The 26,972-nt window shown below is 44.1% G+C and carries 20 protein-coding genes; 11 read left to right on the top strand and 9 right to left on the bottom strand.

What is annotated here, in order from left to right:
* The first annotated feature begins 12 nt into the window (after nucleotides 1-12).
* The 6 genes from pbpC (at nucleotide 13) to BQ7997_RS23490 (ending at nucleotide 7,065) form a co-directional block, all read left to right on the top strand.
* On the top strand, nucleotides 13-2,382 hold the full coding sequence (pbpC, locus tag BQ7997_RS23515; RefSeq protein WP_073348264.1) for a penicillin-binding protein 1C: 2,370 nt from the start codon (nucleotides 13-15) through the stop codon (nucleotides 2,380-2,382).
* Between the two features lie 25 nt (nucleotides 2,383-2,407).
* Entirely contained in the window at nucleotides 2,408-3,583 is a 1,176-nt protein-coding gene (locus BQ7997_RS23510; RefSeq protein ID WP_022139913.1) for an MFS transporter, read from the top strand.
* 45 nt (nucleotides 3,584-3,628) lie between these two features.
* On the top strand, nucleotides 3,629-4,063 hold the full coding sequence (locus BQ7997_RS23505; protein WP_022139914.1) for a hypothetical protein: 435 nt from the start codon (nucleotides 3,629-3,631) through the stop codon (nucleotides 4,061-4,063).
* Between the two features lie 155 nt (nucleotides 4,064-4,218).
* Nucleotides 4,219-5,646 carry a Na+/H+ antiporter NhaC family protein gene (locus BQ7997_RS23500; RefSeq protein WP_073348263.1) on the top strand — a complete coding sequence of 476 codons (1,428 nt, stop codon included), beginning with the start codon at nucleotides 4,219-4,221 and terminating at the stop codon, nucleotides 5,644-5,646.
* Nucleotides 5,647-5,713: 67 nt separating this feature from the next.
* On the top strand, nucleotides 5,714-6,304 hold the full coding sequence (locus tag BQ7997_RS23495) for a DUF4251 domain-containing protein (protein ID WP_022139916.1): 591 nt from the start codon (nucleotides 5,714-5,716) through the stop codon (nucleotides 6,302-6,304).
* Between the two features lie 101 nt (nucleotides 6,305-6,405).
* On the top strand, nucleotides 6,406-7,065 hold the full coding sequence (locus tag BQ7997_RS23490) for a response regulator transcription factor (protein ID WP_073348262.1): 660 nt from the start codon (nucleotides 6,406-6,408) through the stop codon (nucleotides 7,063-7,065).
* Between the two features lie 30 nt (nucleotides 7,066-7,095).
* Here the strand turns inward: BQ7997_RS23490 and mnmA are convergent, their stop codons facing one another.
* Nucleotides 7,096-8,163: a tRNA 2-thiouridine(34) synthase MnmA gene (mnmA, locus tag BQ7997_RS23485; protein WP_073348261.1), complete on the bottom strand. Its 1,068-nt coding sequence runs from the start codon at nucleotides 8,161-8,163 to the stop codon at nucleotides 7,096-7,098.
* 153 nt (nucleotides 8,164-8,316) lie between these two features.
* Between mnmA and BQ7997_RS23480 the strand changes: the two genes are divergently transcribed.
* Nucleotides 8,317-9,780, top strand: a complete 1,464-nt coding sequence (locus tag BQ7997_RS23480; protein ID WP_073348260.1) for a S41 family peptidase — start codon at nucleotides 8,317-8,319, stop codon at nucleotides 9,778-9,780.
* Nucleotides 9,781-10,291: 511 nt separating this feature from the next.
* Here BQ7997_RS23480 and BQ7997_RS23475 read toward each other — a convergent pair.
* Both BQ7997_RS23475 and BQ7997_RS23470 read right to left on the bottom strand, forming a co-directional pair.
* Nucleotides 10,292-11,110 carry an alpha/beta hydrolase gene (locus BQ7997_RS23475; RefSeq protein ID WP_073348259.1) on the bottom strand — a complete coding sequence of 273 codons (819 nt, stop codon included), beginning with the start codon at nucleotides 11,108-11,110 and terminating at the stop codon, nucleotides 10,292-10,294.
* Between the two features lie 23 nt (nucleotides 11,111-11,133).
* Nucleotides 11,134-11,568: a putative signal transducing protein gene (locus BQ7997_RS23470; RefSeq protein WP_073348258.1), complete on the bottom strand. Its 435-nt coding sequence runs from the start codon at nucleotides 11,566-11,568 to the stop codon at nucleotides 11,134-11,136.
* A 114-nt stretch (nucleotides 11,569-11,682) separates the two neighbouring features.
* On the opposite strand from BQ7997_RS23470, the gene BQ7997_RS23465 reads away from it, so the two are divergent.
* From BQ7997_RS23465 to BQ7997_RS23450, 4 genes are all read left to right on the top strand, one after another.
* Nucleotides 11,683-14,061 (top strand): TonB-dependent receptor, encoded by a 2,379-nt coding sequence (locus BQ7997_RS23465; RefSeq protein ID WP_073348257.1) that lies wholly within the window; start codon nucleotides 11,683-11,685, stop codon nucleotides 14,059-14,061.
* Nucleotides 14,062-14,090: 29 nt separating this feature from the next.
* On the top strand, nucleotides 14,091-14,876 hold the full coding sequence (locus BQ7997_RS23460) for a M48 family metallopeptidase (protein ID WP_044656364.1): 786 nt from the start codon (nucleotides 14,091-14,093) through the stop codon (nucleotides 14,874-14,876).
* 243 nt (nucleotides 14,877-15,119) lie between these two features.
* The gene (locus BQ7997_RS23455) at nucleotides 15,120-16,406 is read left to right on the top strand and encodes a hemolysin family protein (RefSeq protein WP_022139924.1); all 1,287 of its coding nucleotides are present in this window, start codon (nucleotides 15,120-15,122) and stop codon (nucleotides 16,404-16,406) included.
* A 52-nt stretch (nucleotides 16,407-16,458) separates the two neighbouring features.
* Nucleotides 16,459-16,938 carry a copper resistance protein NlpE gene (locus BQ7997_RS23450; protein ID WP_044655449.1) on the top strand — a complete coding sequence of 160 codons (480 nt, stop codon included), beginning with the start codon at nucleotides 16,459-16,461 and terminating at the stop codon, nucleotides 16,936-16,938.
* Between the two features lie 119 nt (nucleotides 16,939-17,057).
* Here BQ7997_RS23450 and BQ7997_RS23445 read toward each other — a convergent pair whose 3' ends face one another.
* The 6 genes from BQ7997_RS23445 to BQ7997_RS23420 form a co-directional block, all read right to left on the bottom strand.
* Complete coding sequence (locus BQ7997_RS23445; protein WP_022139926.1) at nucleotides 17,058-18,278, bottom strand: glycoside hydrolase family 88 protein; 1,221 nt, start codon at nucleotides 18,276-18,278, stop codon at nucleotides 17,058-17,060.
* 49 nt (nucleotides 18,279-18,327) lie between these two features.
* The gene (locus tag BQ7997_RS23440) at nucleotides 18,328-19,977 is read right to left on the bottom strand and encodes a glycoside hydrolase family 43 protein (RefSeq protein WP_073348256.1); all 1,650 of its coding nucleotides are present in this window, start codon (nucleotides 19,975-19,977) and stop codon (nucleotides 18,328-18,330) included.
* 281 nt (nucleotides 19,978-20,258) lie between these two features.
* Complete coding sequence (locus BQ7997_RS23435) at nucleotides 20,259-22,073, bottom strand: RagB/SusD family nutrient uptake outer membrane protein (RefSeq protein ID WP_139260970.1); 1,815 nt, start codon at nucleotides 22,071-22,073, stop codon at nucleotides 20,259-20,261.
* Nucleotides 22,074-22,267: 194 nt separating this feature from the next.
* Nucleotides 22,268-23,671: an alginate lyase family protein gene (locus BQ7997_RS23430; RefSeq protein WP_073348254.1), complete on the bottom strand. Its 1,404-nt coding sequence runs from the start codon at nucleotides 23,669-23,671 to the stop codon at nucleotides 22,268-22,270.
* Nucleotides 23,672-23,676: 5 nt separating this feature from the next.
* Nucleotides 23,677-25,203 (bottom strand): Ig-like domain-containing protein, encoded by a 1,527-nt coding sequence (locus tag BQ7997_RS23425; protein WP_073348253.1) that lies wholly within the window; start codon nucleotides 25,201-25,203, stop codon nucleotides 23,677-23,679.
* Nucleotides 25,204-25,235: 32 nt separating this feature from the next.
* Entirely contained in the window at nucleotides 25,236-26,960 is a 1,725-nt protein-coding gene (locus BQ7997_RS23420) for a RagB/SusD family nutrient uptake outer membrane protein (protein ID WP_394333752.1), read from the bottom strand.
* Nucleotides 26,961-26,972 lie beyond the last annotated feature (12 nt).

The raw sequence follows: 26,972 nt of genomic DNA, 5'->3' as shown, positions 1-26,972 counted from the left end.
TTTTGCCACTCAATGATTTCTATCTATCAGTTCTTCAAACGATTATCAGTATTCAGGAAAGTAATGCTTGGCATCCTTACTTTCCTGTTGATTGGATATATCTTTTGTCTTCCCCGGCAACTGTTTCATGTCCCCTATTCTACTGTCGTCACCGACCGTAATGATGAATTGCTCGGGGCACGTATCGCTTCCGACGGACAGTGGCGGTTTCCACCACGCGAGACCACACCGGAGAAAATCAAACAATGTCTCATCACATTCGAGGACAAGCATTTCTATCACCATTGGGGCGTCAATCCGTTATCTGTCGGGAGAGCTATCTATCAGAACACCAAGCACAAACGTATTATCAGTGGTGGAAGTACACTGACCATGCAAACCATCCGTCTTGCCCGGAATGAATCGAGGACTTTCGGAGAGAAAATAATCGAAATGATTTGGGCTACCCGGCTCGAATTCCGGGCTTCCAAAGAAGAAATCTTATCCATGTATGTATCTCATGCGCCTTTCGGCGGCAATGTAGTAGGACTGGACGCAGCAGCCTGGCGGTATTTCGGGCATTCGGCGGAAGACCTGTCATGGGCGGAATCCGCCATGCTTGCCGTGCTTCCCAATGCTCCCGCTATGATTCACCTGTCCAAAGGACGGAAGATGCTGCTTTCCAAACGAAACCGGTTATTGAAACAACTCCTTGAAAAGAAAATTATAGATTTATCGACCTATGAACTGGCTGTCACCGAACCGCTTCCCGACGAGCCGCATCCTCTTCCGCAGACAGCTCCCCATTTAGTCAGCCGTTTTTATAAGGAGAGAAACGGGCAATATACCCGTTCTACCATCGACCGGGGGATACAGACCCACATAGAAGATTTGGCAGAACGTTGGAGCAATGAGTTCAACCGGAGCGATATTCGTAATCTGGCTATTCTAGTGATTGATATACCCGCCAATCAGGTGATAGCTTATTGCGGGAATGTGCATTTCGACCGGAAGCAGGGTGGCAATCAAGTTGACGTGATTCAAGCTCCCAGGAGCACAGGCAGTATTTTAAAACCTTTTCTATATTATGCCATGTTGCAGGAAGGTTCTTTATTGCCCGATATGTTATTGCCGGATATACCTATTAATATAAACGGCTTTACTCCTCAGAATTTCAGCATGCAATACGAAGGGGCTGTCCCGGCTTCGGAAGCACTTGCCCGTTCATTGAATATTCCCGCCGTGACGATGCTGCAAAGATACGGAGTACCTAAATTTCATAATTTCCTGCAACAGACCGGATTCAAGACAATCACCCGCTCTTCGTCTCATTATGGATTATCTTTGATTCTAGGGGGAGCGGAAGCGACCTTGTGGGATGTGACGAATGTCTATGCCCAAATGGGACGGAGTCTCATTCCTCACCCGGATTCAAAGCTCTCCGAAAAGAAAGAAGCCGGGATTATAATGGCGAAAGAGGAAAAGAAAGAAGAAGAAGAAAACGAGACTACCCGGAAGAGCACTCAGAAGAATTTCATTTGGGACAAAGGTGCTGTGTGGCAAACATTCGATGCCTTGAAAGAAGTAAACCGCCCCGAAGAAATCGACTGGAAGTCTATCCCGTCCATGCAAACCATTGCCTGGAAGACAGGAACCAGTTATGGATTCCGGGATGCCTGGGCAGTCGGTGTCACCCCTCGCTATGCAGTCGGGGTATGGGTAGGAAATGCAACCGGTGAAGGAAAGCCGGGACTGGTCGGTGCGCAAACGGCAGGCCCCGTATTATTTGATATATTCAATTACCTTCCCGCTTCATCCTGGTTTGAACGTCCGACCAGTGTTTTTGTGGATGCGGAAGCATGCCGCCGTTCAGGGCATTTGAAAGGTAGATTCTGCGAAGAAACGGACACAATCCTGATTCTTCCTGCCGGACTGCGCACGGACGCTTGCCCCTACCATCATCTAATCACATTATCTGCTGACGAAAAGCACCGTGTCTACGAGAACTGTGCCAACACAGAACCGACCCTTCAAAAGTCATGGTTTACCCTTCCCCCCGTATGGGAATGGTACTACAAGCAGCACCATCCGGAATACAGCCCTCTCCCCCCTTTCAAAGCAGGTTGTGGGGAAGACACTTTCCAACCTATGCAATTCATCTATCCCCCGATAAATGCGCACATCAAATTGACGAAACAACTGGACGGCAGCAAAGGATTCATGACCGTCGAATTGGCTCACAACGACCCCAATGCCACCCTATTCTGGCATCTCGATGACACCTACCTGACGCAAACGCAGGATTTCCACAAGATTTCCCTGCAACCCGCTCCCGGAAAACATTCTTTGACAGCAGTAGATGGGGAAGGCAATACAGTTTCCACCACTTTCTTCATTGAGTGAGCATCTATTTTATTATCTTTGCGGCATGAAACAGCCATTAAAAGAAAACGGGGGACTACCGGCGTCTATCCTCTGGACACTTGCTATTGTGGCGGGTATCTCGGTAGCCAACATCTATTATGTCCAACCTCTTCTGAATATGATACGCCATGAACTTGGCATATCAGAGTTCCGAACCAACCTGATTGCCATGGTCACACAGATTGGCTATGCAGCCGGACTGTTGTTTATCACCCCCTTAGGTGATTTGTGCCAACGGAAGAAAATCATACTCGCCAACTTTACCGTCCTGATATTCTCCCTGCTGACTATTGCCCTGACGCATAACATCCACCTGATACTTGTTGCCTCATTCCTTACGGGAGCCTGTTCCATGATTCCGCAGATATTCATTCCCATAGCCGCCCAATTCTCACGTCCCGAACACAAAGGCAGGAACGTAGGAATCGTACTTTCAGGATTGCTCACCGGCATACTGGCTTCACGCGTCGTCAGCGGATTCGTCGGCGAACTGTTCGGGTGGCGTGAAATGTACTATATCGCCGCCGGCATGATGTTGGTCTGCGCGATTATTGTATTGAAAGTCCTTCCCGATATCCAGACCAATTTCAAAGGGAAATACAGCGACCTGATGAAATCCCTGGTAGCTTTGGTAAAAGAGTTTCCGCAACTACGCATTTATTCCATCCGGGCAGCGCTGAACTTCGGCTCCCTTCTAGCCATGTGGTCTTGCCTGGCATTCAAGATGGCGCAAGCTCCATTCTTCGCCACTAGCGACGTCATCGGACTGTTGGGACTCTGCGGAGTAGCCGGTGCGTTGACGGCATCTTTTGTAGGAAGATACGTAAAACAGGTAGGTGTACGCCGCTTCAACTTTATCGGCTGCGGATTAATTCTTTTCGCCTGGTTGCTGTTTTATGTGGGAGAAAGTACATATATAGGTATTATTGCCGGCATTATCATTATTGATATAGGTATGCAGTGCATCCAGCTTAGTAATCAGACGAGTATCTTCGAGCTTTCTCCCCGCGCTTCGAACCGTATCAACACCGTCTTTATGACAACTTACTTTATAGGCGGGTCTATGGGAACATTCCTTGCCGGTAGTTTCTGGCAACTGTATGGTTGGCACGGTGTCATTGGTGTCGGAGTCATTTTAACTGTGATTTCTTTATTAATTACGCTTTTCTATAAGAAATGAGTCAACAAAATAAACGGTCAAACCGTTTATTACAAAAAAAAGCCAATGAAATACGGAGTTAACAAGCAAATCTTACTAATCACCGCCGGCACTGTTTGGATTATCGCCGGTGCCAACATCTTACGAATAGGAATTGTGACTTGGCTGAACAGCTCTCAAGAGTGGATGTTCAAAATTGGAGAGGCAACTGTTGTTTTCTTATTATTCTTTATCTTGATTTTCAGAAGACTTTATTATAAACATACCCGCCGGATTGAAGAAAAGAAAGAAACCCGTAACTGTCCTTTCTCTTTCTTCGACGTAAAAAGCTGGATAGTGATGATATTCATGATTTCTTTGGGAATCACCATCCGAAGTCTCCGCCTGTTGCCGGACAGTTTCATTTCTGTATTTTACACAGGACTGTCCATAGCACTGATTCTCACCGGAATACTCTTTATCCGTTATTGGTGGCTAAGACGTAAGGCAATTCTTGACTAACGCTTACACCTGCCTATATTCCAAGAAAATATAAACTTATAATAATTTTTATTGCTCTATCCCGCAATGCACAAAAATTCCACTTTATTTATTGTATCTTTGCAGTCAAAAATAAACATCAGCCAAATAATAAATAAAGCGTTATAGAATTCAGCATGAGAAAAGCTCCTTCCCCTATTGTATCGCTGATACCGATTATCGTACTCATATTAATGTTAGTGGCCACTATTCACACTTTCGGCAGTGATGCCCTGAGTGGTGGAAGCCAAGTATCATTACTTAGCACTACCGCTGTGTGCATCCTTATCGGTATGGCTTTTTACAAAATTCCGTGGAAAGATTACGAGATAGCAATTACCAACAATGTGGCCGGAGTGACAACAGCTATCATTATCCTGCTCATTATCGGTGCACTAAGCGGTGTATGGATGATTAGCGGCATAGTACCTACTCTGATTTATTATGGAATGCAAATCATTCATCCCAGTTTCTTCCTCGCATCTACCTGCATCATTTGTGTACTCATCTCCGTCATGACCGGTAGTTCGTGGACGACAATTGCTACCATCGGTATCGCATTGATGGGTATCGGCAGAGCACAAGGATTTGAGGATGGATGGATTGCGGGAGCCATCATCTCCGGTGCTTATTTTGGAGACAAGGTTTCACCTCTATCGGAAACGACCATATTAGCTGCTTCCGTAACAGATACTCCCCTATTCAGGCATATCCGCTATATGATGATAACGACCGTTCCTTCCCTCATTATCACGCTGATTATTTTCACCGTAGCGGGATTCTCGCATGACGCAAGCAATACGCAGCATATCATGGAAGTGGCAGCCGCATTGAATGAGAAGTTTCATATCACCCCTTGGCTATTGATAGTCCCTGTGGCAACGGGAATATTGATTGCCCGGAAAGTTCCTTCCATTATTACTTTATTCCTGTCTACATTGCTGGCCGGTATTTTTGCTTTAATTTTTCAGCCGGATTTGTTGCGGGAGATTTCAGGGATGATGACTTCCGGTGCCGATTCTCTGTTTAAAGGTCTGATGATGACTGTCTATGGAGGGACAAATTTGCATTCTGACAATGCCGTTCTGACAGATTTAATTGCTACGCGCGGTATGTCCGGAATGATGAATACCGTCTGGTTGATTTTGTGCGCCATGTGTTTTGGCGGAGCAATGACAGCGAGTGGCATGCTGGGAAGTATCACTTCCATCTTTGTCCGCTTCATGAAGAAGACAGTCAGTGTGGTGACTGCAACGGTTTGCTCCGGTCTTTTTCTCAACCTGGCAACTGCCGACCAATATATCAGTATCATTCTTACCGGTAATATGTTCCGGGATATTTATGCTAAAAAAGGATACGAAAGTTGCTTGCTGAGCCGGACTACGGAAGATTCAGTAACCGTTACATCCGTGCTGATTCCATGGAATACCTGCGGAATGACCCAGGCTACAATCCTGAGTGTGCCGACACTTGTGTATCTACCCTATTGTTTTTTCAACATTATCAGCCCTTTAATGAGTATTGCCGTTGCAGCCATCGGATATAAAATTGCAAGGCGTTCATGAACAATCTGGCATAGACTTTGTTTTTGCAATAAACGGACAACGTATTAAACCTAAACAAAAAAAAGTTATGAAAAAGTTTATTGCATTATTAGCATTAGTATTAGTGAGTGCAAGCACGATGATGTATGCACAGGAAAGTAACGCAGCAGCACGCCGCGCAGAAAGAAAAGCTCAAAGAGATGCGGAAAGAGCAAAACTCCGCGCCGAAGAAGAGGTGCAGGACATGGCAGCCTATCAGCAAGCTGTACAGGCTTTGAAGAACAAGCAATTCGTATTGGAAGCCAATCAAGTAATCTTCCGCAATGGCATGAGTGCGTTTGTGACTTCAAACACCAACTTCGTTCTGATGAATGGCAACAGAGCTACTGTACAGACTGCTTTCAACACTCCTTATCCCGGCCCTAACGGTATCGGTGGTGTTACAGTGGATGGCAATTCTTCAGATATGAAGATGAATGTAGACAAGAAAGGAAATGTGAACTGTTCATTTAGTGTTCAAGGCATCGGTATTTCGGCTCAAGTCTTTATCACCATGAGCAGTGGAAACAACAATGCTTCAGTTACAATCAGCCCTAACTTCAGTAACAATAACCTGACACTGAACGGAAATATCGTTCCGCTCGACCAGTCAAACATCTTCAAAGGACGTTCCTGGTAACCGGAATACAAGAATCTTATCATAACTCCGCTACAAATCGCGCAAAATGCGTACATTTGTAGCGGAGTTTTTTATTTATCCGTCCGTTAGTCCATTAAACCATGAGAGAATTTATCATCGCAGACAATCAAGATATCAGCAAGGCAGGAATGATGTTTCTGCTAAGCAAGCAAAAGGATATATCCACCCTTTTAGAAGCTGACAATAAGGCTGAACTGATTCAGCAACTACGATTGTATCCGCAAGCGGTGATTATCCTGGATTATACGTTATTCGACTTTGCCGGAGCAGACGAACTGATTGTACTGCAAGAGAGGTTTAAGGAAGCCGACTGGATTCTGTTCTCTGACGAGCTTAGTCTTAATTTTCTTCGTCAGATTCTGTTCAGCAGCATGGCTTTCGGAGTCGTGATGAAAGATAACTCCAAAGAGGAAATCATGACTGCCATCCAATGCGCTACCCGCAAACAGCGATATATCTGTAATCATGTCAGCAATCTATTACTTTCCGGCGCCACTTCTCCGATGGCGGCATCTGCCGTAGACGACCATTTGCTGACGCAGACGGAAAAGAATATTCTAAAAGAAATCGCATTAGGAAAAACGACCAAGGAGATTGCGGCAGAAAAAAAACTTAGCTTTCATACGATAAACAGTCATCGCAAAAATATCTTTCGTAAGTTGGGGGTGAATAATGTGCATGAAGCAACCAAGTATGCCATGCGAGCGGGGATTGTGGATTTGGCGGAATATTATATCTGACGCTACCCTTCAATCTTCCTCCATAACTATTTAACAGATAATCTCCCCACTTCCCATGCAGATTCTTGCCTCTTTATCGTAAATCACTCCGAACTGTCCCGGAGCAATGCCCTGCAACTTTTCGGAAGATAAGATACGGAATTGGTTCTCTCCTTCCGGTATGAGTTTTCCTTTGGTAAATTCAGGAGTATGGCGAATCTTAAAAGTAATATCCAATTCCTTGTCCTGTCCTTCCCAGGGATTATCGGTAATGAAATGGAAGTCATGCATTCGGAATTCATTGCCGTATTGTGTTTCCACATCATACCCTCGAGATACATAGATAATATTCTCCTGAATATCTTTCTTTATCACAAACCAGGGGCCACCACTCAAACCAAGTCCCTTTCGCTGTCCGATAGTGTGGAACCAATAGCCGCGATGGGTACCCAATTTCTTTCCAGTTTCCAATTCTATAATCGCTCCCTCTTTCTCTCCAAGGAAACGACGGACAAAATCATTATAATTTATCTTTCCGAGAAAACAAATTCCTTGGCTGTCTTTTCTCCTTGCACTCGGTAATCCTGCCCTATTGGCAATTTCACGCACTTCGTTCTTCATGAATCCACCAATAGGGAACATCAGTTTAGAGACTTGCAAGTAATCAATTTGTGCTAGAAAGTCGGTCTGGTCTTTTACGGGGTCTTTTGCCGTACCCAACCAGGTTTGACCGTCACGCTCTAATGTGGTAGCGTAGTGACCGGTCGCTGTATAGTCGAAATCTTTTCCGATACACTGTTCAAAGCAACCGAACTTAATAAGTTTATTGCACATCACATCAGGATTCGGCGTGAATCCCTGCCGGATTCTATCAATGGCATAGGCTGCCACACTCTCCCAATACTCCCGGTGTAAATCAACGATTTCCAGAGATAGACCGTACTTTCGGGCAGTAGCGGTAGACAGTTCAATATCTTCCTCCGCCGAACAGTCCATATATTCCGCACCGTCCATGCCTATCTTGATATAAAAAAGAGCCGGCTTGTATCCTTGCTCGCAAAGGAGATGCACGACAACCGAACTGTCGACACCTCCTGATAATAATGCAGCTATATCCATTCAAAAAATCTTTTAATACCTATTGATAACTTTGATATTGCAAAAATAAGGCTATATCTGCTAACAGCCAATCACACATTAAAGGCATTTTTATACCATAAATGTGGTAGATAAGCAAAGTATTTCCTACATTTGCACAGTGAAAAGCTTTTTATGATGACAAAATTAAGAAAGATAATCCTCATACCTGCCCTGGTTATCGTATTTATCAGCGGCTTTTTCTCCTGCGGTGTCGACCGTTGGCCGGAGTATGCCCACCAAACAGCGTTGGATACATGGTTGTTGGATATTATGCAACAGAACTATCTGTGGTATCAGGAACTACCTTCCTATAATGATGTAAACCTGTTTCTGGAACCTGACCAGTTTTTATCTAAAGTAAAATCAAAGAACGATAGTTATTCATTCGTGGATTCCATTATGGAAACTCCACTGCCTACGTATGGCTTTGATTATTCACTTGTCAGAAGCGCAGACATTGATACAGCTTACAATGCGTTGATTACTTATGTAATTCCCGGTTCACCAGCAGCACAAGCCGGACTAGTACGTGGCGACTGGATTATGAAAGTAGACACTTCTTATATCAGTAAGAAATATGAAACTAAATTGTTGCAAGGAACAGAAGCTCGGGATTTGGTGATGGGAATATGGGAGAAAGTAAAGGTAGAAGAAGGAGATAAAACAAAAGCTGATACAGAAGAAGGAAATAAAGAAGAAGAAAAATATGTATATAAGGTAATACCTAACGGTATAACAAAAAAACTACCTGCCGCACGAGTTGTGGAAGATAATCCGGTACACGAATATAAAATCATATCTCCGCCCGAGAGCACTACTATAATTGGTTACCTAATGTACAACAGCTTCACTGCCGGAACCAAAACCGAACCTGAGAAATACAACAATGAATTGCGTAAAGTTTCACAAGAGTTTCTGGCAGCGGGCGTGGAACATGTTATACTCGATTTGCGATATAATGCCGGTGGTTCATTAGATTGCGTCCAACTCTTAGGCACAATCCTAACTTCAAGCGCCCGATTAAACGAGCCTATGGCTTATCTGGAATACAATGATAAAAACAGGGATAAAGATGCCACTATTAACTTTGACCCCGACGTATTGAAAACCGGTGTTAATTTAAATCAGTCCAGCCTATATGCCATCACCAGCTCAACAACTGCCGGAGCACCGGAAATGCTAATCAGAAGTCTTTTCCTGAAAGACAGTTATCCTATTGCAACTATCGGTAGTTCCACTAAAGGACAAACTGTGGCAACGGAACAGTTCATCAATGAAGAATTCCGATGGTCTGTGAATCCGGTAGTCTGCACGGTTTATAATTCCACTCACGACGATTGGGGAGCTATCGTACCTAACGACAAGCTAAAAGTCAGTGAAACAAGCATTGACGGAGTTACCAATTATAGTGAATTCCTGCCATTTGGTGACCCTAATGAAAGACTATTAAAAGTTGCAATTGGAGTTATCGAAGGCACTTATCCACCGCAAGAAGAGGAAGAGGAAGATAAATCATCAAAAGCACAATTCAAGATAGAGAAGAGTGTCAGCAGTCCGGCAAGCAGACGGTTTACGGGTGGATTACGACTAAAATAAGAAAGAAGGAAATCCAACAAAGATGGGTTGTCAAACTACCTATGCCAAAGGAGAGTCCGGTTATTATCCATACACACGCAACATCTCCATTTCTTTCGAATGATCTCATTCCGAACAACAACCCACAGTATAAACCAGCAGAGTCACTCCATTTTTGTCAAGAGCAGAATTACAAATTCTTAACCTATAAAGGTTCTTTTCATACCTCAACCTTATTTATTACCAAACAAAGCATCGGTTTTCACTTAACAAAGCGTCTGTTTTCACCGGACAAAGCATCTGATTCTACCTAACAAACGGTCTGATTTACCATCATCCGGCAGCTAAAACCTCTTTATCCCCGGGCTCACTCCCAATATGAGCCGGGAGAAAGCTCTCCGTTCCTTTGGCCTACAACAAAAAAGGAGAAAGCTTTCACTTTCTCCTTCTATCGTAGTTTACCCTCAATCTATTTTATGATTACGTATCCAAAGATACGACATCAAAAAGCCAAAGTCAAGTATTTACCGTTTTATTTCTTGAAAAACTTATCAAAGAACAAGATTTGGTAATCAATAGAGTTGTTCCAATACTTTCCGGTATGTCCGCCCGGACGGGTAATGAAGTCATGATTAATCTTTCTAGCCAGCAGACGGTTGTGCAAATCCTTGTTCACATTCAGGAAAAAGTCCGATTTACCACAGTCGATGATGATTGCCAAATCCCCGTTTTCAATCTTGTCAATCTGATTGATGACCGTATGTTCGTCCCATGACTTTTTGTTATGTGCAAATTCACCCAACTGTTTCGCCATCTCCCAGTTTAACGGGAAGGGACGAATATCCACTCCACCACTGGTACTTCCGCCTGCACCAAACGTATCTTTATGACGGATAGCGTTCCACATCGCCCCGTGTCCGCCCATGCTCAAGCCGGTGATGGCACGTCCTTTCCGGTCGGCAACCGTCTTATAATGTTCATCAATATACTTCACCAATTCTGATGAAACAAAAGTTTCATAACGGTAAGACGGATTTTTCGGACTATCCCAGTACCAGCTATTCTTTCCGTCCGGACAGACAAAGATAATTCCTTTCTCATCAGCAATCTGCGGAAGATTCGGCTTTACCCCAATCCATGTCTTTGCGTTTCCGCCGTAACCGTGCAACAGATAGATGACGGGGCAAGCCACCGCTTTCTTCCCCAGTGCAGCATCCGGCGTAACGACTACCACCTGCACATCTTTATTCATGGAAGGACTATTTACTAATAAAGTATCTACCCGGGCAGCAAAAGAAGGCGCTGCCAATAGTAATAATAAAACGGCTAACAAAAAATTTCTCTTATTCATTATGTGTATATAGTTATATAAAGTTATTCTTCCCTTTCTTCCGAAGAAGAAAATTTGGAAACAGGCACTTCAAAATTCTTATGGCACTGTGCACAGGTATACTCCCAATGATTATCTCCAGGAGGGGCTGCCGCCAACATCGAAAGGATTGCCGCCCCTATTGCACGCAACTTCTTTCCTTTTTTTAATATAAACTTAATATCCGGCGAACCGCAAAACGGACAAAGCGTCAACTCTTCCGGCCAGCTCTCGTTATCTCTCAACACCTGGACAGCCCTTGCATAATCTTCGTCCGCCACCAAAATGTCGACTCCTGCTATACTGCTCACACAACTCTTATATAAGGTGGAGAAGTTCTCATTATGCAGGATAGACTCAATACCCTCATTTTCCAACGCTCCCTGAAGGATATGTGCCTTCATCGCATCATTACAAGTAATCAATTTTACAGTCTTCATAAGGAATCTGTTTTAATATGTCCTACAAATATAAGACTTATTCCTTTTTTATTCACCGAATATATCATTCTTTAATACTTTTTTCGTACTTTCGCAGCACTAAACTGCAATCACATGAAAAGACTGTTGACACTTCTTTTATTCTTCAATATCCTGTTCTTTCCGTTGCATGCTCAACCTATGCATCAAATAAAAGGAACAGTGATTGACAGAAACAGCCGCCAACCATTGGAATTTATCAATGTGATGGTTATCGGGCTGAACAAAGGCGGTGTCACCGACGCGGAAGGACATTTCACAATAGAACAGGTGCCGCCCGGCATCTATCGCCTGCAAGCATCAGCCATCGGATACAAAAGTGTCACCACTCCCGAATACATCCTTTCCACCAAAAATCTGAATATCCCGATTGAGATGGAAGAGAACCTGACCGAACTCGAAGGAGTCACCGTCACAGCCTCTCCTTTCCGTCGTGATATGGAAAGCCCTGTCAGCCTGCGTATCATCGGACTACAGGAAATAGAAAAGAGTCCGGGAGCCAACCGGGATATTTCGCGTATCGTACAGTCTTATCCCGGAGTTGCCTTCTCACCGATAGGTTACCGTAATGACCTCATCGTGCGTGGCGGTTCTCCTTTTGAAAACCGTTTTTATCTGGACGGAGTAGAAATCCCCAATATCAACCATTTCAGCACACAAGGAGCATCCGGCGGCCCCGTAGGCATCCTCAATGCCGATCTGATACGCGAAGTGAACTTCTACACCGGTGCTTTCCCCACCGATAAAGGGAACGCACTTAGTTCGGTACTCGACTTCAAATTGCGTGACGGAGATATGGAACGCAATTCACTAAAGGCAACTCTCGGAGCTTCCGAAGTTTCTCTCGCTTCCAATGGACACATCGGGAAAAAGACTTCCTATCTGGTATCCGTACGCCAATCCTACTTGCAGTTCCTTTTTGATATGCTCGACCTGCCTTTCCTGCCGACTTTCACCGACGCCCAATTCAAACTGAAAACCCGCTTCAACGAGCAGAACGAACTGACCGTATTAGGACTGGGCGGAATTGACAATATGCGGCTGAATACGAAAGCCGACAGTGAAGACAACGAATATATTCTCAGCTACTTGCCTAAAATCAAGCAGGAGACATTTACGCTGGGTGCTGTATATCGCCATTATGCAGGTGCACATGTACAATCGGTCGTAGTCAGCCACAGTTACCTGAACAACCGTAATACGAAATACCGCCAGAATGACGAAAGTCTTCCTGAAAACCTGATGCTCCGCCTTCGTTCAACCGAACAGGAAACCAAGTTCCGTTTCGAGAACAATTCTTCTTTCCGAAACTGGAAAATCAACCTTGGAGTGAATTTGGATTACAGCCAGTATTCCAATACTACCTTCCAGAAAGTATATACCAACCAGGCACAAACGTTCGATTATCACACCTACTTGGGAATTCTGCGTTGGGGACTTTTCGGAACCATCAATTATTCATCAATGGACGAACGCTTCACTGCTTCCCTGGGATTGAGAGCCGATGCCAATAATTATTCGTCGGCAATGAAGTCGCTTTCCGACCAACTATCCCCCCGCATCTCGCTCTCTTACCAACTGACCGACCATTGGTTCGTCAGCGGCAATGCAGGACTTTACTATCAGCTTCCCCCTTACACGGCCCTCGGCTTCAAGAACAACAATGGGACGTATGCCAACAAACACAATCTCCGCTACATGAAAGTCAGCCAGGAAAGTTTGGGAATCAGTTGGCGCAAAGGAGATTCGTTCGAGGTCTCCGTTGAAGGATTCTACAAGGATTATGACAAGATACCGCTCTCCATGGTAGACGGAATTCCCCTTGCCTGCAAAGGAAATGACTATGGAGTAGTCGGAAACGAATTACTGACTTCCACCGCACAGGGACGCTCCTACGGCGCAGAGGTTTTGGTAAAATGGCTCATAGCCAAGAAGCTGAACCTAGCTTCTTCCTTTACCTTATTTAAAAGTGAATACCGCAACGACAAAGAGAGCGAATACATTGCGTCCGCATGGGACAACCGGTTTATTTTCAACCTGCACGGAACTTATAATCTCCCCCATCAATGGAGTGTCGGAATGAAAGTGAGCTGCATCGGTGGTGCTCCCTACACGCCTTATGACGAGAGCAAATCATCGCTTGTATCTGCTTGGGATGCGCAAGGAAAGGCATACTATGATTATTCGAGATACAATCAAGAACGCCTTCCCGCTTTTGCACAGGCAGACATCCGTATCGACAAGACATTCTATCTGAAACACTGCATGTTGGGATTCTATATCGACTTGCAGAATATCACGATGAGTAAACAGAAACAACAAGATGTGCTCATGAGCACTGGTATCATTGAAAACCCGGATGCTCCCGCCGATAGCCGGCACTACCGGATGAAACGGATTGAACAATCAAGCGGTACGTTGCTACCAACTTTAGGAATTACATTTGAATATTAATTTTATAATTGAACGTTAATTAAAAGAGTATGAAAAGACAAATTGCTATGATTGCCTTAGTATTATTAGGCATGGGAATGACAGCTTCCGCACAGTTCGGAAAGAAATTTAATGTAGGTAAAGCCCTGCAAGCAGGAAAAGACGTAGTATCGGCAGTAACTTTATCAGATGCCGACATCGCCAACATGAGTAAGGAATACATGGCGTGGATGGACACACACAATCCATTGACAAAACCTGACACAGAGTACGGCAAACGTTTGGAGAAACTGACCGGACACATCAAAGAAATGGACGGATTGAAACTGAACTTCGGTGTTTATGAAGTAGTAGACGTCAACGCCTTTGCCTGCGGCGACGGTAGCGTACGCATCTGCGCCGGACTGATGGACGTTATGACTGACGAAGAAGTGATGGCGGTGATTGGACATGAAATCGGTCACGTGGTTCACACAGACTCAAAAGACGCAATGAAGAACGCCTATCTCCGCTCGGCAGTGAAGAACGCAGCGGGAGCAGCCAGCGACAAGGTTGCCAAACTGACCGACTCCGAACTTGGAGCCATGGCAGAAGCTCTTGCCGGCGCACAGTATTCACAGAAGCAAGAAAACGAAGCAGACGAGTATGGTGTTGAATTCTGCGTAAAAAACAACATCGACCCTTACGCTATGGCCAATTCATTAACCAAACTGGCTGAACTGGCAAAGGACGCTCCGAAATCTTCTTATGTACAGAGAATGTTCTCCTCTCACCCGGATACCGCAAAACGTATCGAACGCGCTAAAGCCAAAGCAGACAGCTACGCAAAGAAATAATTAGAATAAAAGAAGAGTAGTACTCTCTAATGAATACATTCAGGCACGGAATTTGAAGCAATTCCGTGCCTGAATACTATCAATACAAATTATATCCTAATGCCTTAGGTCATCCGCACATTTTCCCCACTATGCAAAATTCTGATATGATGAAGCAAACAATTTTACCCAATTATCATTAATAAATATAGAGAGTATTCATTTTTTATGTAATTTCGAAGCAATAACCATTTTAATCCATTTATGGAATTTCTTATCATTCTTTTCTTACTCATACTGAATGGCGTGTTTGCCATGTATGAAATTGCGCTGGTATCATCCAGTAAAGCACGTCTTGAAACCCTTGTCGCGAAAGGCAACAAATCCGCACGCGGAGTATTGAAACAACTGGAAGAGCCGGAAAAGTTCCTGTCCACTATTCAAATCGGCATTACACTGATCGGTATTGTATCCGGTGCATATGGTGGAGTAGCCATTGCCGACGACCTCGTCCCCCTGTTCTCCCTCATTCCGGGAGCGGAAGCCTACGCACGCAACCTCGCCATGATTACAACCGTGGCAGTCATCACTTATCTTTCCCTCATCATCGGAGAGCTGGTTCCCAAATCCATTGCCCTGAGTAATCCGGAAAGATACGCCATCTTATTCAGTCCGATTATGATTCTGCTGACAAAAGTATCTTACCCTTTTGTATGGTTGCTAAGTATCTCTACACGGCTGCTGAACAGACTTATCGGTCTGAAAAGCGAAGAACGCCCCATGACGCAGGAAGAAATTAAAATGATTCTCCATCAAAGTTCGGAACAGGGAGTGATTGACAAGGAAGAGACGGAAATGATACGTGACGTATTCCGCTTCTCGGACAAGCGTGCCAACGAACTGATGACACATCGCAGGGATCTTATCATTCTGCATCCTGACGATACACGGGAGAAAGTGATGAAAGTTATCGAGGAAGAACATTACAGCAAATACCTGTTGGTGGATGAACGGAAAGACGAGATTATCGGAGTGGTTTCCGTCAAAGATATTATCCTGATGGTAGGCAGCCAACGGCAGTTCAATCTGCGTGAAATAGCCCGTCCGCCCCTCTTTATTCCGGAAAGTTTGTATGCAAATAAAGTTTTAGAGCTATTTAAGAAGAACAAAAACAAGTTCGGAGTTGTTGTTAACGAGTATGGTAGTACGGAAGGTATTATCACGCTGCACGACCTGACCGAAAGTATCTTTGGAGACATCCTTGAAGAGGATGAAACGGAAGAAGAAGAAATCGTCACAAGGCAGGATGGTTCGATGCTGGTGGAAGCTTCAATGAACATTGACGACTTCATGGAAGAAATGGGAATTTTATCTTATGAAGACCTGGAGTCCGAGGACTTCACCACTTTAGGCGGACTGGCCATGTTCCTGATAGGCCGTATCCCGAAAGCCGGAGACATCTTTACTTACAAGAACCTGCAATTCGAAGTAGTGGATATGGATCGGGGACGAGTAGACAAACTGCTGGTCATCAAACGGGATGAAGAATAGAGAAAACCGAGCGATAGCTCACTATATTTATATTAACTTAAAGCACTTAATGATGAAAAAAGTAATTATGTTAGCAGCCGTTGTAGCTGCTTTGGCATCTTGCCAATCAAAAGCCAACAAAACCGCAGAGGCAGAAGCAGACAGCCTTGCCATTGCCATGACTCCAATCACAGAAATGACTGAAGTTTATGCCGGTACCCTTCCTGCTGCCGACGGCCCGGGCATCGACTATGTACTGACCCTGAATGCTGCAACCGACGGTGTAGATACCACTTATACACTGGATATGACTTACCTGGATGCCGATGGACAAGGTAAAAACAAAACCTTCACTTCAAAAGGAAAACAGCAGACTGTACACAAAGTCGTGAACAAAAAGCCTGTTACCGCTGTTAAGTTAACTCCGAAAGATGGTAATGACGAACCGATGTATTTCGTGATTGTAAACGATACTACTCTTCGCCTGGTAAACGATAGTTTGCAGGAAGCTGTAAGCGATTTGAATTATGACATCATCAAGGTGAAACAATAATAAACAACCTGACCCTAACCAGTAAAAATGCTCTGCAGAGAATGAATAGTTCTTGCAGAGCATTTATTTTTTAAGCCAATCTGTACTGTGGCATTGGCAGCATACTTCACTTAATCGCCTTATCCAAGCACTCCATGCCCTTCCTGAAGACGTTTTAATCTTAACAAGGCTTCGATATAATAGTAATCCGCATAGATAATAGAAGCATCTATTTCCGAATGATTCGGCCAGTGTCCTGTGCTGTGCAACAGGAATGAAGGCTTACTTTTACCACTCTGATAGCTGTCGGAATTCAGACTCGCCAACATCCCGATAGCCGCATCCTTATAACGTTTTCCTGTTCCATTGGGAAGATACGTAGATAATTCGAGCAAAGCGGAAGCAACTACCGAAGCTGCCGAAGCGTCACGAGGAGCATTTGGAATAGCCGGGTCATCGAAGTCCCAATAAGGAACTTTATCTTCAGGCAGTCTTTCCAGATAGACATCCGTCACTTTCTGCGCAAAATCCAGGTATTTCGGGTCTTTCGTTTCACGGTAGACTACGGTATAGCCATAAATTGCCCATGCCTGTCCGCGCGCCCACATAGTGCTGTCGGCATATCCCTGATGGGTGACTCCTTTAATAAGATTCCCCGTAATCGTGTCATATACAGCTACGTGATACGAAGTATAGTCAGGACGAAAGTGGCATTTCATGGTCTTGTCCGCATGGGCAACCGCTACATCATACAGATAGGGATTACCGCCATTCTTCGCTGCCCAGAAAAGCATTTCAAGATTAATCATATTGTCCATGATGGTATTGTGCGGCCAGTTGCGCGGCTTCACTTCGCGAGGCCATGAAAGGATAGTGCCCACTGTCGGATTGAATAATGTAGCCAATGTATCGGCTGTATCCAGTATCACTTGTTTGTAAGCAGGATTCTTGGTCAGGCGATAACCATTTCCGTAGCTACAAAATACAAGGAACCCCAGATCGTGGTCGAAGGCCGGAATTCGAGACAGGAACTCCAGAGAGTTGGTGAACTTCTCAGCTTCTTCCCGAATCTGCTTATCCTGTGTATATTCGTAATCATACCAAAGAACACCCGGCCAGAAACCGGCACACCATTCTTCTTTCGTCGCCTTACGGCAGTTCCAGTGCTGCTCGTCGGGCATGATATTACGCGGCATCATCGTATAGTCAATACCAGAATCCGTTTTCAGTTCTGCAAGCGTACGTTGTGTCTGTTCCGCACAGTAATCTAATGCCTTATTCACATCCAATGTACCGGAAGGCTTGTGAGCACACGTACAGAATCCTAACATCACAGCCAAACCTACTACAACCTTTTTCATCGTTCAATATCTTCGCGTTAATTCTTAATCTATCTATTTTTATTCTTTTTTACTTAGTCATCCGGAACCAGTCGACATCCACCCATCCGCGGTTTCCCTCATTGGGAGTCACACAGAATACACCGACTTTTGCTCCAATCCATTTACCTTGACGGGCGGTGAAGTTCTCTCCTACCGTCGTATATTTCTTTCCGTCCAGGCTATAAGCAAACGAACAAACTGCTCCTTTACGAACTTTTACCTGTAAGTAAACTGTTTTCCATTCATTGTCCGCCACACCCGGCATCTTCAGATATTCTACCGGAAAACTGGCAAGTTCTTTCACCTGTTCGGGATTTTTCAACTCCGCATCTTTGCAGACTGCCTGTTGCAGAATAAACTTATCGCCTGCTTTGCGAACGGACAGGTAACTGTAATCCCATCCCATCACAATCAGTCCGGCTTGTTCGCCGTCCTGTTTGGCTGTAAAAGTCAGCTTCGTGGTTGCTGTAAATTCTTCCGCCGGAAACTTCTGCATCAGCAGGTTGGGTACTTCCCAGAAGTTCACAAATTCTTTTGACAGGCTGCCTGCGTATAAACGAATGTATCCCAAATCGGTAGTAAACCCGTAAGTGTCCTGCTTATTGGCATGCCATTGCCACTGTAATCCCAAATGGCGGGTGTTGAATTCATCACTCTCGGGCGGTGTGGCTACCGGATATGTCTTTCCTACATTCGGCTTTCTATATGAAGTGACAGGTTCTCCGCAACCATCTTTGTCCTTATCTACTCCGATTACCGGCCAGTCTGCTTTCCATTCCATCGGATTCAGGTGAATCACACGTCCGTAAGCTCCTTTATCCTGAAAGTGAACGAACCAGGATTCTCCCATATTCGTGTCTACCCAAGCTCCCTGATGAGGGCCGTTTATATTCGTCTTTCCTTGCGCCATGACGATTTTCGATTCATAAGGGCCATAGATGTTCTTCGAGCGAAGTACCAGTTGCCAACCGGTCGCTACTCCACCTGCCGGAGCAAATATGTAATAGTATCCGTTACGTTTATAAAGTTTCGGGCCTTCTACCGTATGGTTCTTTCCATCATTTCCGTCGAATACCATGACAGGAGCGGATATTGCTTCCGTTCCTTCGGCATTCAGTTCACAAATCACCACGATACTGTTCACTCCGCTACGACTTCCGGCATAGGCATGTACCAGATATACTTTACCGTCTTCGTCCCAAAGAGGAGTCGGATCAATCATTCCTTTTCCTGCCTTTACCAACACCGGTTTGCTCCATTCCCCTTTGGGGTCTTTCGCCTTTATCATGTAGATTCCAAAATCAGGATCGCCCCAGTAAATGTAAAACTCCCCGTTATGGAAACGTATAGACGGTGCCCATACGCCCTTTCCATGCTGTGCCATCTCAAAAAACTCTTCCGGTTCCTGCACCGGCAACGCATAGTTCACCAGCGACCAATTCACCAAATCCTTGGAATGAAGGATAGGAATACCCGGGATACAATTGAAACTGGATGCTGTCATATAGAAATCATCTCCGGCTGCACAAACATCCGGATCGGAATAATCAGCATGAAGAACCGGGTTCTGATAAGTACCGTTTCCCTTATCAGCCACCCAGGTCTTTGAAATTTCTTGTGCGCCTGCCATGGTGCAGCAAGCCATCATTCCTGCTAAAAACAGAATCTTTTTACGCATAGTACCTAACTAATAATTCTTTTCTAAATTCAATTGTTATTCCTAAAAACAGGTTCTTTCCACCTTTATAAAAACTAATCTATCGGAGAACTGAATATATTCTCTTTCCTAAAACAATCTATTTACTGACCTATTTGCTTATATATACGAAGGGGATTAGGTAAATACCTAATCCCCTTCCAATATTTTTTCTGTAAATCTTCCAATCTATCAGTTTCCCTCTTCAAGCCTGTCTTATTCATCAGGCTATCCGGAAAGATTTCCTGACCATAGCCGCTTGCTTAATAATATCCTGCGTTTTGTCTCAGTTCAGGATATTGCATCAAGGCTGCCTTAGGAATCGGGAGCAATGAGTTCTTAGGAGACTGATAGCCAAACCTGTTTCCAATCTTTGCATCCAGTACTCCCCAACGTCTCCAAGTTGAATATTCCAAGCCTTCATATTGCAAATAGGAACTAAACAGCGTATTGATGTGGTTTCTAATATCTTCCTTTGTAGAACCGGCAGGTGCTATTTCAACTTTGCCCTCCGCCTGCATTATTTGGTTCAAAGGTGCTATCGCGTCCGCTATATTCCCCAATTCGTTGGCCGCTTCCGCATACATCAGAAGAACTTCCTGATAGCGGACAGGATGATAATAAAGGCCTTTACTCAAGCCACTCCACGAGAAAACGCTATCGTCATAGTCTCCCCAAACAACAGACTTATTAGCCCTACTGGAGAATACGTCTGTATTCGAAACAAGTGCATATCGCCCCATATCTATCACTCTTTTACAATATTCATACGCCTCTTGATATCTTTTCTGGCTCAGGTAAACCCTTGCGGCTATCGCATAAGCAGCTCCCTTCTGTTGTTCCGGAAGATGTTGTACCGCTTCATTCAAAGAATTGGTCAAGGCATCCGTCGTACATACAAACTTATCATTTCCGGCATCCCATACCGCAACCTGATTATAAAATCCCAGTACATCCGCATAAATCAGACTCATGTCAATTTGTACCGAATTAAAGAAGTCCTTCCAGGAAGCATCTGCATCTGTACCTTTCTTCTGCAAGCCCGCACCTAAATCTATTGCCTTATAAGCCGTTCTCCAATATTCATAAGAACACGAATCAATATCATTGCGATACGAGAAATTGCCATATCCGTAACACAGCCTTTGATTAAGAATACGGTTCTGGTCATAAAAATTCTTAATGCAAGACTGCCACTGTTCCTTTGCCTTGTCTAATGGCAGTTCATCATCTGCCTGCTCTTTCATGAAGCAGTATTCTGTCTTATTTCCGGTATCTGTATAGATAACCATATTCAGTCCCCCTTCCGGTATCTGTTCGTTCCCGTCAATCTTGCCATCGACATTCCAATCAACGTACGTTTGATAACCGGCTCTATATAATTGATAGAAAATGGTATCGGAAGCGTGACTGATTGTGATTTCACCCAAACTATTCGTTACATTACGTTCCAAAGAATCCCTGGTACTATTCAAGGCTTTTACAACAACTCCTTCTAATGGTATACAATTGCCGTAATCATCTCCTGTCAACTTCATGACCTTAAATGTGGTACGATGCAATATCGGTTCGGACGAGCCGGTTTCACGTGCCGGTATCAACTTGGGAACCACATAGATATAACTATCACCTGCCTGTACCGGTTCTCCCGCTACCACCACACCATTTATTGAAATTTCGTCGCCTGCTTTGGAAACTAATAATTTCTCACCGCTCACACTCGTCAGTTCCTGCCCGTCCGTCAACTCTTCTTTTTTATAAGTACCGACAACAATGTGACGTTTCACAGACACAGTATCCAGTCCTGCTTTCGCCCTTGTGTCAGCAAGTTCATTCCTGACGGCAAATACAGTGATTTTCTCAGCAGTCACTCCTGTCAGATCGGCTTTCTTCAACACTTCAACAAAGTCACTAGCCTGAGGCACTGTCTCTTCCAGAGTCTCTACTATTTCTATTATCACTTCCGGCGTTTCCTTGGGTTGTTCCTGTGGCTTCGGTTGTTCATCTTCATTATCGGAGCAAGCAGCCATAAAGCATATCATTACCCCAAACAAATACATTAATAGTTTCTTGTTCATACGATATAAAATTAAGTAAAACACAATTGTGGCAAAATTATATATTTTCTATGAAGATGTATCTTGCTTTTTCGGAAACAAGGTTGTTTTCCGGGATATAACAAGATATAATTGACAGCCCTGAAATAAAAAACGGGGAGATTTTGCTTAACCTCTCCCCGTTTATAATTCATCCGGTACGGAATCGTTTATATTTATTCTTTGGCAAACATCAATGTACCGAATCCTAATTGGTCATAACCGCCGCTATTAGGTCCATAATCACCTGCCCCACCATCGGAATTTCCGCGTGATGCATTTTCACGCATTTTATCAACCCACATCTTGGCATAGATACTCGATTTTCCATAATCCTGTGCCAGACGGTTCACCAATTCCCATGCAGGACGCACCTCACCACGGGAATCTTTTCCTTCTCTTCTTTCCTGTGCCGAAATTGTATCCCAGCTACCGCTGCAATTGGTATAGGTAGTATAAGGCAAGTCATTATCCGTATATCTAAAACCAGTCATCTTCCAGCTAGCACTTGAGCTACCGGTTTCAGCACCACCGATATTGTATTTAGCCACATACTCACACATAGCCAACGCACGTCCATCATCGAATATGAAAAGGTCTTCACCCACATTCTTTGCCATCTGGCAGAAAGCGCCTAGCAAGCTGACACACAAAGTGGCATGTCCCTGGTCGCGACCTGATTCCTGGCATTGTCCCAGCATTTCATTACTATCCGGATCCAGGTGCGTAAACGGAACACCGTTTCCTATATTTCCCGAACCGATACCAAACTTAAAGTATTGAATGGCTTCATTGATTTTGAAATTATCGTCTGTCAGAATACCGATAGAAAGCAATGCAGTCATTGCAGACAAATCCCAGTTCAGCCAATAATGAAGCGCACATTCGTTGCCATTGTGTGTGGACAGGAATTTCGTAATATGAGGATAGAACACATCGGCTATCCATGATTTGAACTTAGCAAAGTCAGCTTCCTGCCATCCGGAGTAAGAGCGCATTATTTCCGCTGCATTTGCTATTTGATGCACTTGTATAAAAATCAGGAACTCGTTCGGGTCTATAAATTCCCCTTTATCGTTCACGATAAAACCGGTACAGGTTTTAGCCCAATCATTCAGAATAGCAATAGCTGCATCTGCATATTGTGTGCCATCCGTCTCTGACAATTTCCATCGAAGAGCCAATTGATAGGCGGCTGCGGCATCTCTCATCAATTTCGTGTAATTATTCCAGTCATTAGGATATTTACCCGCCCAGTTATTCTGGTCGAGACGCGCCAACAATTTCACAGGAGATGCCTTATAGCCGGATTGCGACAAGTTGTTTCCACCACGAGTTAAATGGTCGAATGCGTTCTTCCAAGGCTGTGCACCGGATTGTACCTTTCCTTTTACGAACTCAAAATCCGTTTCCGTATGGAGCATGCAAGGATGCTCCAAGGTCGTAACATAATCTTTTACTTCCGGCCAACTGCTCATATCATTAGAGCCGTCTTCTATTTCGCTACATGCTAAAAGCGTGGTAGAAGTCAGGGCAAAAAGCCCTGCTCCTATTATTGTATATAATTTCATCTTATTCATGGTAGTTATTCGTTAGTATTGTTTTCACTATCTACAAAAGCTTGAAGTTCCTCTATGGATTTGAAAGAACGAATCCAGTAAAGATCATAAGTCTGAGCAGTTTCCGGGAAATCGGCAATTACAAACTTACATTGCACTAAATCAAATACCTGATTCCAATCTGTAGGAGTCACAGATTTATATTTTGACTGTAAGTCGTAATACAAGACATTTGGCTCTGTAGTCGAAATCTCACTTGCACCCAGAATCTCGTATCTATTATTAGCATCTCCGCCTGTTCCAAAATATTCAGGACCGATTTTCTTAATGCCATCATCAAAAATCTCTAATTTAATACAGCCATTGGGTTTGTTCTTTCCTGGAATCAATTGAGATTTAAATCCTATCTTAATGGCAAAATATCTATAATCAGCAGGAGTTACATTTACAATTTTTCCTTTACCATTTCTTGCAAGCCATAAGTCACCACGGTATCCGGAGCCCATCTGAACAGTGGTCTTATTTCCGTCAGATGAAACGACAGACGCATTGTTGCCATCCAAATACCAATTATTATCCAGTCCGTTACCCAAACCATTACCTAATGAATACCAGAAACGTCCATCGGCAACTGTGACAGTTACATTTTGTACAACAGGGCCATAAGAAGCTGTTATCACAGCAGAAGCGGCCTTAGTAGTATGTACTTTCAATTTTCCTGTCTTATCCACACTAATCATATCAGGATTATCACTCGTCCAAGTCAGCAGCGAAGCAGTAGCATCTACCGGTTCCAATGTGTACTTAATCTGATATTCCTGTCCATATCCTAATTGATTAAGTTCCGCATCTTCAGTAAACGTCATTCCGGTAATTGGAGTTACTATCTTAACCCCTATCTTGCAACTTGCAGACACCGGATTCGAACTGAAATCATCAGCTGTCACTGTAATAGTCGCATCTCCTTTGCTGATTCCGGTCACCAATCCTGTCTTTTCATCCACCGTAGCTACTTCCGGGTTACTACTTGTCCATTTATAACGCTTGAACGTAGTAGTTGCCGGTTCTGAAGAAACGGTTAATTGATATTCATCGCCTGCCGCAATCTCTTCTACCGGAACATTAGTTATATTGACGGCCGACATATAGGTATATTCGTCCATAACTTCAACTGTTCTGGTGACGATAGTCGCCTCAGGCCCGAAGCCTATTTCCGGTGTCATTGTTATGATAGCTTTTCCCACTTTATCTTTAGTCATAACCAGACCTTCTGGTGTAACTGTCGCAACAGATTCATCAGACGATGTCCATTGTACATTCGTATTAGTCGCACTTTCGGGCATGATACTCCAAGAGAGCTGGAGTTCCTTATTCTTCAGCAAACAAATCGTTTTGTTTCCTGCGTCATATTGAGTATCTTCAAGAGTAATGGCGGATATTGTAATCATCTCATCCATCTTCCCTCCCAAATCCTTATCATCATCGCATGCAGTCAGACCTAAAAGCGAACAAGCAGCCAGTCCGACAAAATATTTTATATAATCTCTTTTCATGATTCTTATTCTTTAAGTTATTTCTGACTTGATTATTGCCATCCCGGATTCTGTCCCAAATTCGGATTCAACTGGCATTGGTCTACCGGAAGCGGATACAGGTCGTTCTTACTACCCCAGCGACGGCCGCCTTCCAAAATCAAACAACCTTCCGAATCTTTTGCCATCGTAGAAGCACCCGCCCATGAAGTAGCAAAGTCCGTTCCTGTCCATTTCACCCCAAGAATAGGTTTCGGCATCTCTACAATAGCCGTATTCCAACGCTTCAGGTCATCAATACGGAAACCTTCGTTATACAATTCGATGGTACGTTCACGGCGGATTTCTTCGCGCATATCCAAGCTGTTTTCCGAAACAAAAGAAGTTGTCAGTTTTGGCATATCGGGGTTCACACGGAGACGAACCAGATTTAACGAAATGTTCAATGCATCGTCCAGAGCTTTACCGGTAGTCCCCAATTCATACATGGCTTCCGCATAATTCAACAAAACCTCTGCATAACGGATAATCGGGAAGTCATAACCTTCAAATGTATCGGCAACTTTACGCTCCGTACCCCATTTCTGATTCTGATAACCGGAACCTTGGAAAACATTGCATGTAATAGCATTCGTCGCATCTTCTCCTTCCATGCCTTTCCAGTCGATACGCGGTTTGTCGTTATCCCAATATTTGGTTCCGTGAGCCAGAAGACAGTTCTTCATGCGGTTATCACGGTTCTCGAATTCCGTAGTCAGTCCGCCGTATCCTTTAAATACATCGGCACTCTTTGCATGTTCAATCGGCAATCCATTGCTGCACAAGTACATATTCACAAACTTGCGGTTGATATATTGCACGTTAGCCACACAACCGTGAGTAATATTAGTCCCGATAGGAGCGATCGTTTCATCATGGCGGCGATAGAATATATATTCTTTATTAGCACTTTTAGTCAGATTGGCAGGATTAGACTGTACATTCTCCAATATAAACAGATATTTGTAAGCCATATCACCCAAAGAAGCAGGTTTGAAAAGTTCGAACTGTTTGCTGTCGATTACTTTCTTCGCCGCGTCCGCAGCAATGCCCAACAATGCTTTGGCACGTTCTTCATTATTGCGATTCTGCTGCCATGTACCTTCATATAAAGCAACACGTGAAAGGAACGCATAGGCTCCCCATTTGGAGATACGTCCTTCATCATCCGTCGCGATAGTTTCCGGCAAAACTTCAGCCGCATCTTTCAAATCCTGAATCACGAAGTCAATCACTTCGCTACGGCCATTCCGGCTCATCCGTAACTCGGGTGAAGTAATATCCAACGGTTCTTTGGTGAGAATCACATCTCCGAACAACTGCACCAAATCAAAGTAAGAATAAGCACGGAAAAACTTGGCTTCCGCTACATAACGGCTGATATCACCAGTGCCGGAAAAAGATGCCGCCTTTTGCAGCAACAGATTACAGCGGCGGATATGAGCATAATTGCTTGTATAGTTACCGTCGGAAGTCGGAATCGGATTGCTACCGTTACTGTACATATTTACGGAACTGGAAGTCATCAAGTCCGAACGCCAGTCGGAATGTGCACCGTCAGAAATAACTGACTTGAAATCACGTGTCCAACCATAAAAATTGGTTGCAAAATATTTAAAGTCATCTGCTGCTCCCCACAGATTACCATCTGCCAACTGGTCCTGCGGATCAAGGTCCAGACACGAATTCAGTGTCAAGCCAAGCGATACAATCAAAAGGGCTTTCTTATATAGTTTCATAATCTTCATACA

Origin of the sequence: Bacteroides congonensis (assembly GCF_900130125.1) — a bacterium.
Lineage (GTDB): Bacteria > Bacteroidota > Bacteroidia > Bacteroidales > Bacteroidaceae > Bacteroides > Bacteroides congonensis.
This window is presented reverse-complemented; position numbering and strand designations above follow the sequence as displayed.